The organism is Caulobacter sp. GW456-12-1-14-TSB4, assembly GCF_059424195.1.
In genome coordinates, this window is sequence record NZ_JBWKZF010000013.1 from 1 (window position 1) to 12,449 (window position 12,449).

A 12,449-nucleotide genomic window follows, 5' to 3' on the forward strand; every position below is an offset into this window, starting at 1 on the left:
GGCGCCGCCCGCGCCCCCTGCCCCTCCGGCGCCGCCGAAGAAGTGGTAGTCGGCCTCCAGGCCAACCGACCAAGAAAAAGCCCTCCGATCGCAAGACCGGAGGGCTTCTTTGTTTCTGGGCTCTACCGCCCGCGCCTTAGACCTTGATAGGCGGCGCGGTGCGGATGTGCAGCTCCTTGAGCTGCTTGTCGAGCACGTTGGCCGGCGCGTTCATCAGCAGGTCCTGGCCCTGCTGGTTCAGCGGGAAGGCGATGACTTCGCGGATGGCGACCTGGTCGGCCAGCAGCATGACGATGCGGTCGATGCCGGGGGCCAGACCACCGTGCGGCGGGGCGCCATAGCGGAAGGCGTTCAGCATGCCGCCGAACTGCTCCTCGACCACTTCCGGGCCATAGCCGGCGGTGGCGAAGGCCTTGAGCATGATCTCGGGCTTGTGGTTCCGGATCGCGCCCGAGCACAGCTCGTAGCCGTTGCAGACGATGTCGTACTGGTAGGCGCGGATGGTCAGCGGGTCCTGGGTCTCCAGGGCCTCCAGACCGCCTTGCGGCATCGAGAACGGGTTGTGGCTGAAGTCGACCTTCTTCTCGTCCTCGTTCCACTCGAACATCGGGAAGTCGACGATCCAGCAGAACTTGAACTGGTTCTCGTCGACCAGCTTGAGCTCCGTGCCGACGCGCGTGCGGGCCAGGCCCGCGAACTTGGCGAACACGGAGGGATCGCCGGCCACGAAGAAGGCGGCGTCGCCGGCGCCCAGGCCCAGCGACTCCATGAGCGCTTGGGTCGGTTCGCCCAGGTTCTTGGCGATCGGGCCGCCCCAGCCGCCCTGGTCTTCCGACCAGAAGACATAGCCCAGGCCTGGCTGGCCTTCGCCTTGGGCCCAGCTGTTCATGCGGTCGCAGAACGCGCGCGAACCACCGGTCGGAGCTGGGATCGCCCAGATCTGGTTCTTGGCGTCCGCGCCCAGGATCTTGGCGAAGAGGCCGAAGCCGCCATCACGGAAGTGCTCCGAGACGTTCTGCATCTTGATCGGGTTGCGCAGGTCCGGCTTGTCACTGCCGTACCAGGCCATCGACTGCATGTAGGTCAGGCGCTCGAAGCCTTGGTGCTCGAACGAGTCGCCCAGGTCGTTGGTGAAGGTGTGCGTGCCCGAGATCGGCGAAACCGGCTTGCCGCTCGAGAACTCCTCGAACACGCCGTGCATGACGGGCTCAATGGCCGCGAACACGTCTTCTTGCGTGACGAAGCTCATCTCGACGTCGAGCTGGTAGAATTCCAGCGAACGGTCGGCGCGCAGGTCTTCGTCGCGGAAGCACGGGGCGATCTGGAAGTAGCGGTCGAAGCCCGAGACCATCAGCAGCTGCTTGAACTGCTGGGGCGCCTGCGGCAGGGCGTAGAACTTCTCGGGGTGCAGACGCGACGGCACCAGGAAGTCACGCGCGCCTTCCGGCGAGCTGGCCGTCAGGATCGGCGTCTGGAACTCGTTGAAGCCCTGAGCGAACATGCGGTTGCGGATCGACTGGATCACGCGCGAGCGCAGGACGATGTTCTTGTGCAGCGTCTCGCGACGCAGGTCGAGATAGCGGTGCTTGAGGCGAATCTCTTCCGGATAGTCCGGCTCGCCGAAGACCGGCAGCGGCAGTTCGGCGGCTTCCGACAGCACCTCGACGGCCGAGACACGAATCTCGATCTCGCCGGTCGGCAGGTTGGCGTTCACCACGCTGGCGTCACGGGCGACGACTTCACCATCGATCTTGATCACGCTCTCGGCGCGCAGACGCTCGACGATCGCGAAGCCCGGGGTCTCCGGGTGCAGGACCAGCTGCGTCAGGCCGTGGTGGTCGCGCAGGTCGATGAAGACCAGACCGCCGTGGTCGCGCTTGCGATGGATCCAGCCCGACAGGCGCACCGAGGAACCGGTGTCGGAAGCGCGCAGGGCGCCGCAGTTGTGGGTGCGATAGGCGTGCATGGAGGTCATGAAAGTCTTGAATACGCGGTGATTTGCAAGGCGCGGTAAGGCGCACGTGGGCGCCCGGATGTCAAGGATTCTGGGGCCGTTTCTGGCCCCTCACGCCGCCGCGATGATCGCCAGGAAGTCCTTGGCCTTCAGCGACGCGCCGCCGACCAGGGCCCCGCCGACGTCGGGCGCGGCCAGGATCTCGTGGGCGTTGTCGGGCTTGACCGAGCCGCCATAGAGGATCGGGACCACCCGGCCCTGCTCGCCGAACAGGGCGATCAGCTCGGCGCGGATCGCCGCGTGCATCTCGACGATGTTGTCGATCGAGGCCACGTGGCCGGTGCCGATGGCCCAGATGGGCTCGTAGGCGACGTTGAAGGCCTTGCCGGCCAGGCTGGGCGGCAGCGAGTTGTGCAGCTGGCCGACGACGAAGGCCACGGCCTCGCCGGCCTCGCGCTGGGCCAGGCTCTCGCCGACGCAGATGATGGGCTCCAGGTCCGCGGCCAGCGCGGCCTCGACCTTGCCGGCCACCAGCTGGCAGGTCTCGGCATGGTCGGTGCGGCGCTCGGAGTGACCCAGGATCACCATCGTGCCGCCAGCGTCGACGATCATCTCCGCCGAAGTGTCGCCGGTGTGGGCCCCGCTGGCCTTGCCGTGGCAGTCCTGGCCGCCGGTCAGGACGACCGTGCCCTCCACGGTCTGCGCCAGGCGGTGCAGCAAGGTGGCCGGCGGGAAGATGGCGACGCGGGCGGCGGCCGGCTGGCCGTCCAGGCCGGCGGCGATGGCGCGGGCCTCGTCGAGCGCGGCGCTCAGGCCGTTCATCTTCCAATTTCCGGCGATCAGCGGCCGAGGAGTCGTGTTCGATTGGGTCATAGGCGCCTTCTTGGCGTCACGCTCGCTTGGGAAGTCAAGCCCGCGCGCTTGCTCACGCGCCCACGGCTCTACTATACCCGCTGCTCTTGGTCGGTGCGCGAGCGCGTCGCCGACCCGACTGGAAGGTTTTCGATCGCATGCTCGCCGGTTTCCGCTCTTTCGCCAAATCGCCGTTCGCGGTGCTGCTGTTTGGCCTGCTGATCGTCAGCTTCGCCATCTTCGGCATCAGCGACGTCTTCAAGGGCCCCAAGGGCTCGGGCGTGATCAGCGCGGGCTCGCGCTCGGTGTCCGCCCAGGACTTCAAGCAGCGCTTCGACAACTATCGCAAGGCGATGGAGCAGCGCAGCGGCCAGGCCCTGACGCCCGACCAGGCCGTCGAGCAAGGCATCGATCGCCAGATCGTCGCCGAGCTGACCCTGCAGGAATCGATGGCCGCCGCCATCAACAAGATGGGCGTGAAGCCGTCGGACAAGCTGGTCGGCGACATCGTCCACGAGCAGATGAGCCAGCTGCCGCCCACCCAGCGTCCGTTCAATCCGATCACCGGCAAGTTCGACCAGCAGGCCTACGCGGCGCTGCTGGCCCAGAACAACCTGACGCCGGCGAACTACGAGGCCTCGCTGCGTGACGAGATCGCCAACGCCCACTTCTTCTCGGCCGTCGCCGCCGGCCTGAAGGCCCCGCGCATCTATGGCGCCCTGCAAGGCGGTTACATCCTGGAAGCGCGCGACGTCGCCGCCTTCGCCGTGAACCCGGCGTCGGTCGAGCGCCCGGCCCCGCCGACCGACGCCCAGCTGACCGCCTTCATGAAGGAAAACGCCGAGCGCCTGACGCGTCCGGAGACCCGCGTCCTGTCGATCATGCGCGTCAGCGCCAAGGCCCTGGAGCCGACCGTCGCCATCGACCAGGCCGCCGTGCAGAAGGCCTACGACTTCCGCAAGGACAGCCTGGCCAAGCCGGAAACCCGCACCCTCGTCCAGATCGTCGCCCCGGACGCCAAGGCCGCCGCCACGATCTCGCAGCGCCTGGCCAAGGGCGAGGACCCGGCTGTCGTCGCCAAGGCGTTCGGCAAGACCCCGCTGGTCCTGGCCGACAAGCCCAAGACCGCCATCCCGGACCGCAAGGTCGCCGACGCCGCCTTCGCGCTGGCCGCCGGCCAGGTCAGCGGCCCGATCACGGGCGAGCTGGGCGTCTCGGTGGTCAAGGTCGCCAAGATCACCGCCGGCTCGGCCGCCACGCTGGACAGCGTGCGTCCGCAGATCGAAGCGGAGGTCCGCGCCCAAGCCGCCCAGACCAAGGCCTACGACCAGACCCAGACCTATCAGGACGCCCATGACGGCGGCGCCGACCTGCTCGCCGCGGCCAGCAAGGCCGGCGCCCTGGTGCTGACGACCGCGCCCATCACCGCTCAAGGCGCGGACCAGACCGGCCAGCCGGTCGCCGGCCTGACGCCGGACATCGTCAAGACCGCCTTCGGCCTGTCGCAAGGCGGCGAAAGCGAGCTGATCGAGCTGGGCAAGGGCGAATACTACGCCGTGAAGGTCGAGAAGGTCGTCCCGGCCGCCATGCCGGCGCTGGCCGAGATCAAGCCGCAACTGACCGCCGTCTGGATGGGCCAGGAATTGACCAAGCGCTTGAAGGCCAAGGCCGACGAACTGGTCGCCCGCGTCAAGAAGGGCGAGTCGATCGAGGCCGTCGCCGCCTCGGTGCAGTCCAAGGTCCAGAAGGTCCCGGGCCTGTCGCGCCAGAACGCCCAGCAGCACATGGGCCTGGGCCGCGAGTTCCTGGGCGCGGCCTTCCAGGCCAAGAACGGCGAGGCGTTCACCGCCCGCGCCGGCCCGCAGGGCGAGGCCTATGTGGTCGCCAAGCTGGAAGCGGTCCGCCCGGCCCCGACCGCCGCCATCGCCCAGATCGCGGCCATGGCCGGCGCCCAGGCCGGTGAAGGCCTGATGCGCGACCTCGGCGAGGCCGCCCGCGGCGCCGCCAAGACCCAGCTGAAGAGCAAGAGCAACCTGACCCTGGCCCGTCAGGCCATCGGCGTCGACACCGAGGCGCTGGCCAAGGCCGACGCCGCCAAGGGCGGAAAGAAAGCCGAGTAATGAGTCTGGAACCCGCGTTCGACGCCTTTTCGGAAGCCTATGATTCCGGACGGCAGCAGGTCGTCTGGACCCGCCTGATCGATGATCTCGAGACCCCGGTCTCGGCCTATCTGAAGATCGCCCAGGCGCGTCCCTACAGCTTCCTGTTCGAAAGCGTCGAAGGCGGGGCCTGGCGCGGTCGCTACTCGATCGTGACCATGAACCCGGACCTGGTGTGGCGCTGCCGCGGCGACCAGGCCGAGATCGCGGAAGGCGACGACATCGCCGCCGGCCGCTACACGCCCCAGCCCGGCGGCGCGCTGGACAGCCTGCGCGACCTCGTGGCGCGCTCGCGCATGGAGCTGCCCAAGGGCCTGCCGCCCATGGCCGCCGGCGTGTTTGGCGCCCTGGGCTACGATCTGGTCCGTCTGGTCGAACGCCTGCCCGACATCAACGAAGACACGCTGGGCCTGCCGGACGGGATCATGACCCGCCCGCAGATCGTGGCGATCTTCGACGCCATCGCCCAGGAGATCATCCTGACCACGGCCGTGCGCCCGCAGGCCGGCGTCTCGGCCAAGCAGGCTCACGACGCCGCCCGCGCGCGGATCGAGGCGGTGATGGCCGACCTGCATCGTCCGCTGGGCCACGACGCCCCGCGTCCGGCCCGCGATCCGATGGAATTCACGACCCCGGTCAGCCGCGCCGACTACGCCGACGTGGTCGCCAAGGCCAAGGACTACATCGCCGCCGGCGACATCTTCCAGGTCGTGGCCAGCCACCGCTTCCGAGCGCCCTTCGACCTGCCGCCGTTCGCGCTGTACCGCTCGCTGCGCCGGACCAACCCGTCGCCGTTCCTGTTCTTCCTGAATCTGGACGGCTTCAATCTCGTCGGCTCCAGCCCCGAGATCCTGGTCCGCCTGCGCGACAACAAGATCACCATCCGGCCGATCGCCGGCACTCGTCCGCGCGGCGCCACGCCCGAGCAGGACGCGGCGCTGGAAGCCGAGCTGCTGGCCGACCCCAAGGAACGCGCCGAGCACCTGATGCTGCTGGACCTGGGCCGTAACGACGTCGGTCGTGTGGCGATGCTCAACCACCAGGGCCGTAACGCCCCAGCTGAGCGTCCCAAGGGTCCGAACGTCCGCGTGACCGAGAGCTTCAAGATCGAGCGCTACAGCCACGTGATGCATATCGTCTCGAACGTCGAGGGCACCGCCCCCGACGGCGTCGATCCGGTCGACGTACTGATGGCCGCCCTGCCCGCCGGCACGCTGTCGGGCGCGCCCAAGGTGCGGGCCATGGAGATCATCGACGAGCTGGAAGTCGAGAAGCGCGGCATCGGCTATGCCGGCGCGGTCGGCTATTTCGGCGCCGACGGCTCGGTCGACACCTGCATCGTGCTGCGCACGGCGCTGGTCAAGGACGGCATGATGTACGTGCAGGCCGGCGGCGGCATCGTCGCTGACAGTGATCCGGACGCCGAATACGACGAGACCCTGCACAAGTCCCGCGCCCTCAAGCGCGCGGCCGAGGAAGCCTGGCGATTCAGCTGAGCCTTAGGGCTGTCTTCCCTTTGGACTAGGGACCGCCGAGCCGGTCGTCCGGAAGGTGCTGGGTGACCGCGGGCGGCGCCAGCACCATCACCGTGGCGAAGGCCAGCGCGCAAAACGCGGCGAAGGCCGCGGCGGCCAGCACCGGCGCCATCTTCTGGGCGCGACGCTTGGGCCGCAGCAGCGCGCGGACATAGGCGACGGCGACAGGGTCCAGGGCGGAATCACTCGGGTCCATGGCTTCCATCATGCCGGGCTCCGTGACCGCTGTAACCGTTACTGAAAGCCGCAGGCGAAATTGGCGCTACACATCGGCCCGCCGCGCGCTAGAACCTGACACCCGAAAGGCGGCGTCATGATCCTCGTCATCGATAACTACGACAGCTTCACCTACAACCTCGTCCACTATCTGAACGAGCTGGGGGCCGAGACGGTCGTCTACCGAAACGACGCCCTGACCGTGCAGGAGGCCCTGGGCCTGCAGCCGGCCGCCGTCCTGCTGTCGCCAGGTCCCAAGGCCCCGGACCAGGCCGGCATCTGCCTGCCGCTGCTGACCAGCGCGCCCGCCGACCTGCCGATCCTGGGCGTCTGCCTGGGTCACCAGGCCATCGGCCAGGCCTATGGCGGCGAGGTGATCCGCGCCAAGGCCGTCATGCACGGCAAGGTCAGCAAGGTCCGCCACGACGACAAGGGCATCTTCAAGGGCCTGCCCAACCCGTTCACCGCCACGCGCTACCACTCGCTGGCCGTCCGCCGCGAGGACTTGCCCGCAGAGCTGGAGGTCACCGCCTGGACCGACGACGGCGAGATCATGGGCGTGCAGCACAAGACCCGTCCGGTGTTCGGCGTGCAGTTCCACCCGGAATCGATCGCCACCGAGGGCGGCCACCAGATGCTGGCCAACTTCATGGACCTGGCGAACGTCAAGCGCGACGCGCAGATCTGGGTCTAGGCCGATCATGTCCGACGCTTTCAAGCCGCTGCTGGCCAAGCTGGCCGACGGCCAGACCCTGGGCGACGAGGACGCCGAGGTGTTCTTCGCCGCCTGCCTGCGTGGTGAGCCCTCTCCGGCCCAGGTGGCCGCCGCCGTCACCGCCATGCGCCTGCGCGGCGAGACGGTGGGCGAGATCGCCGCCTGCGCCCGCGCCATGCGCCGCGCCGCCGTCCAGCTGGAGCATCCGTACGAGGTCATCGACGTCTGCGGCACCGGCGGCGATGGCCTGCACACGCTGAACATCTCCACGGCGGTCGGCTTCGTGGCCGCCGGTGGAGGTCTCAAGGTCGCTAAACACGGCAACCGCGCCATCACCTCCAAGTCCGGCACCGCCGACGTGCTGACCGCCCTGGGCGTCAATATCGACGCCACGCGCGAGCAACAGCGCAAGGCGCTGGACGAGGTCGGCATCTGCTTCCTGTTCGCCCAGGCCCATCACGGCGCGATGAAGCACGTCTCGCCGATCCGCCAGCAGCTAGGCTTCCGCACCATCTTCAACCTGCTGGGCCCGCTGACCAATCCGGCCGGCGCCAAGCGTCAGGTGGTCGGCGTCTCAGCCCCGCGCTTCGTCGAGCCGATCGCCAAGGCCCTGGGCGCGCTGGGCGCGGAGCGCGCCTGGTCGGTGCACGGCTCGGGCATGGACGAGCTGACCACCACGGGCGAGACCGAGGTCGCCGAATGGCGCGACGGCCGCATCCATCTGTTCAAGATCACGCCGGAGGCCGTCGGCCTGCCGCGCGCCTCGCTGTCGGACATCACCGGCGGTGATCCGGACTTCAACGCCGCCGCCCTCACCCGCCTGTTCGACGGCGAAAAGGGCGCCTATCGCGACATCGTGCTGCTGAACGCCGCCGCGGCCTTCCTGGTCGCCGACAAGGTCGAGACCCTGGTCGAGGGCATCGAACTGGCCGCCGACGTCATCGACGAAGGCCGCGCCAAGGTCGCCCTCGCCGGCCTGGTGGCCGCCACCAATACGGAAGCACCCGCGTGACCGACATCCTCGCCAAGATCGCCGCCTACAAGCGTGACGAGGTCACCGACCGCAAGCGCCGCCGCACGCTGGGCGCTCTCGAAAACGCGGCCAAGAACGCCTCGTCGCCGCGCGGCTTCAAGCGCGCCCTGATCCACGGCCACGCGCCCGGCAAGCTGTCCCTGATCGCCGAGATCAAGAGGGCCTCGCCGTCCAAGGGCCTGATCCGCGCTGACTTCGATCCGCCGGCCCTGGCTCGCAACTATGAAGCCGGCGGCGCAGCTTGCCTGTCGGTGCTGACCGACGGCCCCAGCTTCCAGGGCGCCGACGCCTATCTGATCGACGCCCGCGCCGCGACCGCCCTGCCCTGCATCCGCAAGGACTTCCTGGTCGATCCCTGGCAGGTGGCCGAGAGCCGCGCCCTGGGCGCCGACGCCATCCTGGTCATCCTGGCGATGATCGACGACGTCCTGGCCGCCGAGCTGATGGCCGAGGCCAAGCGCCTGGGCATGGACGCCCTCGTGGAAGTCCATGACGAGGCCGAGATGGAACGCGCCGGCGCCCTGGGCTCGGATCTCGTCGGCATCAACAATCGCGACCTGAAGAGCTTCGTCGTCGACCTGGCCGTCACCGAACGGCTGGCGGCGCAGGCTCCGAAGAACGCCCTGCTGGTTACCGAAAGCGGCCTCTTCACCCACGACGACGTCGTGCGGATGGAAGCCGCCGGCGCCAAGGCCATGCTGGTTGGCGAAAGCCTGATGCGCCAGGCCGACGTCACGGCCGCCACCAAGGCCCTGCTCGGCTGACGGATCGGGTACGCGCCATCTGGCGTTTTCCGTCCCGCCCGATCACAGTCTCCTCAACAAGAAGCCGCCACGCGAGGAAACGCGCATGCATTGGATCGCCCGCGTGGTGAACTGGTCCCTCGTCGCCTTCTTCAAGCGCGAGGGCTGGACGATCGAGGGCGCGGCCCCGACCACGACCCGCAAGTTCGTGATCATCGCCGCGCCGCACACCAGCAACTGGGACTTCGTCTACTTCCTGGGCGCGGCCGACGCGCTGAACCTGAAGCTCAGCTTCATGGGCAAGGCCTCGCTGTTCCGCTGGCCGTTCGAGAGGCTGATGAAGGACCTGGGCGGCGTGCCGATCGACCGCTCGCAATCGCGCGACACGGTCCAGGCCATGGCCGACGAGTTCGCCCGGCGCGACGAGTTCATGCTGACGATCGCGCCCGAGGGCACGCGCGGCAAGGCCGGCGGCTGGAAGACCGGCTTCTACAACATCGCCCTGAAGGCCGGCGTGCCGATGGTGCCCGGCTTCATGGACTACAAGCGCAAGGTGGTCGGCCTGGGTCCGGCCATGACGCCCAGCGGCGACTACGAGAAGGACCTGGCCGTGCTGGCGGCGTTCTATGCGCCGGTCACGCCCAAGCATCCGGAACTGAAGAGCGCCGTTGGCTGAAGCTTGATCGCTCGCTAGGGTCCCGCCGCTCTTCCTGAAAGGAATCGGATGCGGGCGTTCCTGTCCAAGCTTCGTCGCGCGCTGTCGCTGACGCCCACGCCGCCGCCGGCCGTTGACGCCGTCGCCGCGCCGCAGGAGCTCTGGCACCTGGTCGGCGCCGCCGACGCCGACTTCATCCGCGTGGGCCAGCAGTTCAAGGAGCTGTTCGTCGCCGCCGGCCTGCAGCCGCACCACGCCTTCCTCGACGTCGGCTGCGGCATCGGCCGCGCCGCCGCCCCGCTGGTCGACTATCTGAATGATGCCGGCCGCTATGCCGGTTTCGACGTCATGGCCCAGGCCATCGACTGGTGCAAAGCCAACATCGCCGTCGGCGACCCGCGCTTCGAGTTCGTCCACGCCGACATGCACAGCGACCGGTACAATCCGGGCGGCGCGCAGCCGGCCAGCGCCTTCGTCTTCCCCTATCCGGACGCCAGCTTCGACTATGTCTGGCTGGGCTCGGTGTTCACCCACCTGCTGGCCGCCGACCAGGCCCAGTTCGCGCGCGAGATCGCCCGGGTGCTCAAGCCCCACGGCACCAGCATCGTCTCCTGGTACCTGATCGACGAGGAGGCCCGCGCCAACACCGGCAATGGCCAGATCGCCTTCGACTTCGTCCACGCCCTGGACGGCTGCTGGACCGCGACGCCGGAACTGCCCGAGGCGGTGATCGGCTACGACCTAGAGCCGATCCTGGCGCAGTACGAGGCCCTGGGCCTCGACGTGCTGAACCAGGCCCTGGGCGTCTGGCGCCGCCAGCCGATGCAGGACCAGGACATCATCATCGCCCGCAAGCGCGCCTGAAAGCTTTCGTTAAGCTTTTGATTCTGGGCGCTATTTGCCTTACCGGCCAAGCTAGCTATTGATTTTCCTCGCCTTTCTCGGGCGAACGACGCTCGACTTGACTTTAACGCGGAACGCCTAGAGAACATTCGCAAGGTTTGCGGTTTGTTCCGCGCTCCAGCCGAGGTCATCATGCTCACCCGCAAGCAGCACGAACTGCTGATGTTCATCCACGAGCGGATCAAGGAGACCGGCGTCTCCCCCTCGTTCGACGAGATGAAGGAGGCCCTGGACCTGGCGTCCAAGTCGGGCATCCACCGGCTGATCACGGCCCTGGAAGAGCGCGGCTTCATCCGCCGCTTGGCTCACCGGGCCAGGGCGCTGGAGGTGGTGAAGCTGCCGCAGCAGGCCACGACGGCCGCCCCGCCCAAGGGCCGTGGCGCGTTCCGCCCGCAGGTGTTCGAGGGCGGCGGTTCGCCCCCGCCCTCGCCGGTCTCGTCCTCCGCTCCGGCCAATGACAGCCGCGACCTGCCGATCCTGGGCAAGATCGCCGCCGGCACCCCGATCGACGCCATCCAGCACGAGCGCGAGCGCCTGCCGGTGCCCGAGGCCATGCTGGGCAATGGCGAGCACTATGTCCTCGAGGTGCAGGGCGACTCGATGATCGAAGCCGGCATCCTCGACGGCGACTACGTGATCATCAAGAAGGGCGACACCGCCACCTCGGGCGAGATCGTCGTCGCCCTGGTCGGCGAGGAAGCCACCCTCAAGCGCCTGCGCAAGAAGGGCGGCTCGATCGCCCTGGAAGCCGCCAACCCGAAATACGAGACCCGCATCTTCGGCCCCGACCAAGTCGAGGTGCAGGGTAAGCTGGTGGGCCTGATCCGCCGCTACCACTAGGCCGTTTCGGCGACTTGAGAATTGGCCCCGACCTCGCTTGAGGATCGGGGCCTTTTCGTATCGGGGCTACAGCCGCCCCTCCTCCGCCAGCCGCTTGGCGGCGGCGTCGAAGCCGGCCCAGGCGGCGACGGCCAGGCCCGCGCCGGTGCTGACCCGGCGCACGCCCAGCGCGCCCAGGCTCTCGACCGACATGTCGCCGCCCCAGAACAGGATGTTGACCGGCTTGGGCGCCACGGCCTCGACGATGGCCTTGATCTCGTCCGGATCGGTGACCGCCGGGGCGTAGAGGCAGTCCGCGCCGGCGGCGGCATAGGCCTTCAGGCGCTCCAGGGTCGGGGCGAGGTCGCGGGCGCCACGCAGATAGCCTTCGGTGCGGCCGACCAGGATCACGTCCTGACCCGAGGCGTCGATGGCGGCGCGGGCGGCCTTCAGACGCTCGACGGCGACCGGCAGGTCATAGAGCGCCGAGCCCGACCAGTCCTCGATCGACAGGCCCGAAACGCCGACCTCGATGGCCAGGGTGACGCTTTCGCCAACGCCCTCGGCGCTATCGGCGAAACCGGCCTCGAAATCGGCGTTCACAGGCAGGTCGGTGGCGGCGCACAGCATCTTGAGATGTTCGATGACCTCGTCGCGCGTGACCTGGCCGTCGTCCTTGCCCAGGGCCCAGGCCATGCCGGCGCTGGTCGAGGCTAGAGCCTGGAAGCCCTGCTTCTCCAGCCGCCTAGCGCTGCCGATATCCCACGGGTTCGGGAGGGCGAAGCAGCCCTCGGCATGCAGGGCGCGGAAGGCCGCGCGGCGGGCGGCGAACGGGTTCGACATGGCGGCAACTCCTGTGGTGCTG

General features: G+C 68.6%; 11 protein-coding genes and 1 pseudogene. 8 read left to right on the forward strand and 4 right to left on the reverse strand.

Translation table 11 applies throughout. The features are described 5' to 3' along the window. Positions 1 to 136: 136 nt before the first annotated feature. Entirely contained in the window at positions 137 to 1,975 is a 1,839-nt protein-coding gene (aspS, locus tag AC07YH_RS13755) for an aspartate--tRNA ligase (protein ID WP_494747547.1), read from the reverse strand. A 90-nt stretch (positions 1,976 to 2,065) separates the two neighbouring features. Next, a complete protein-coding gene (gene tpiA / locus AC07YH_RS13760; RefSeq protein ID WP_494747548.1) occupies positions 2,066 to 2,827 on the reverse strand; it encodes a triose-phosphate isomerase in 762 nt (253 codons plus the stop codon). Between the two features lie 137 nt (positions 2,828 to 2,964). Here tpiA and AC07YH_RS13765 point away from each other — a divergent pair, with 137 nt between their 5' ends. Both AC07YH_RS13765 and trpE read left to right on the forward strand, forming a co-directional pair. Further along, positions 2,965 to 4,926, forward strand: coding sequence for a peptidylprolyl isomerase (locus AC07YH_RS13765; RefSeq protein ID WP_494747549.1), 1,962 nt, complete (start codon positions 2,965 to 2,967; stop codon positions 4,924 to 4,926). Further along, positions 4,926 to 6,461: an anthranilate synthase component I gene (trpE, locus tag AC07YH_RS13770; protein WP_494747550.1), complete on the forward strand. Its 1,536-nt coding sequence runs from the start codon at positions 4,926 to 4,928 to the stop codon at positions 6,459 to 6,461. Before AC07YH_RS13765 ends, trpE begins: the two co-directional genes overlap by 1 nt. Positions 6,462 to 6,486: 25 nt before the next feature. On the opposite strand, the gene AC07YH_RS13775 is transcribed toward trpE, so the two are convergent. Further along, entirely contained in the window at positions 6,487 to 6,696 is a 210-nt protein-coding gene (locus AC07YH_RS13775; RefSeq protein WP_494747663.1) for a hypothetical protein, read from the reverse strand. 117 nt (positions 6,697 to 6,813) lie between these two features. On the opposite strand from AC07YH_RS13775, the gene AC07YH_RS13780 reads away from it, so the two are divergent. The 6 genes and pseudogenes from AC07YH_RS13780 to lexA all read left to right on the forward strand — a co-directional run bounded on the left by AC07YH_RS13780 (position 6,814) and on the right by lexA (position 11,605). Beyond that, a complete protein-coding gene (locus AC07YH_RS13780; protein WP_494747551.1) occupies positions 6,814 to 7,410 on the forward strand; it encodes an anthranilate synthase component II in 597 nt (198 codons plus the stop codon). 7 nt (positions 7,411 to 7,417) lie between these two features. Next, positions 7,418 to 8,443 carry an anthranilate phosphoribosyltransferase gene (gene trpD / locus AC07YH_RS13785; RefSeq protein WP_494747552.1) on the forward strand — a complete coding sequence of 342 codons (1,026 nt, stop codon included), beginning with the start codon at positions 7,418 to 7,420 and terminating at the stop codon, positions 8,441 to 8,443. Further along, positions 8,440 to 9,228 carry an indole-3-glycerol phosphate synthase TrpC gene (gene trpC / locus AC07YH_RS13790; RefSeq protein ID WP_494747553.1) on the forward strand — a complete coding sequence of 263 codons (789 nt, stop codon included), beginning with the start codon at positions 8,440 to 8,442 and terminating at the stop codon, positions 9,226 to 9,228. Before trpD ends, trpC begins: the two co-directional genes overlap by 4 nt. An 85-nt stretch (positions 9,229 to 9,313) precedes the next feature. Continuing rightward, positions 9,314 to 9,883, forward strand: a complete 570-nt coding sequence (locus tag AC07YH_RS13795) for a lysophospholipid acyltransferase family protein (RefSeq protein ID WP_494747554.1) — start codon at positions 9,314 to 9,316, stop codon at positions 9,881 to 9,883. Between the two features lie 42 nt (positions 9,884 to 9,925). After that, positions 9,926 to 10,726: pseudogene (locus AC07YH_RS13800) on the forward strand (class I SAM-dependent methyltransferase); the annotation flags it as partial. 171 nt (positions 10,727 to 10,897) lie between these two features. After that, on the forward strand, positions 10,898 to 11,605 hold the full coding sequence (gene lexA / locus AC07YH_RS13805; protein WP_494747555.1) for a transcriptional repressor LexA: 708 nt from the start codon (positions 10,898 to 10,900) through the stop codon (positions 11,603 to 11,605). Positions 11,606 to 11,671: 66 nt separating this feature from the next. On the opposite strand, the gene AC07YH_RS13810 is transcribed toward lexA, so the two are convergent. Next, positions 11,672 to 12,427, reverse strand: coding sequence for an isocitrate lyase/PEP mutase family protein (locus tag AC07YH_RS13810; protein WP_494747556.1), 756 nt, complete (start codon positions 12,425 to 12,427; stop codon positions 11,672 to 11,674). Positions 12,428 to 12,449 lie beyond the last annotated feature (22 nt).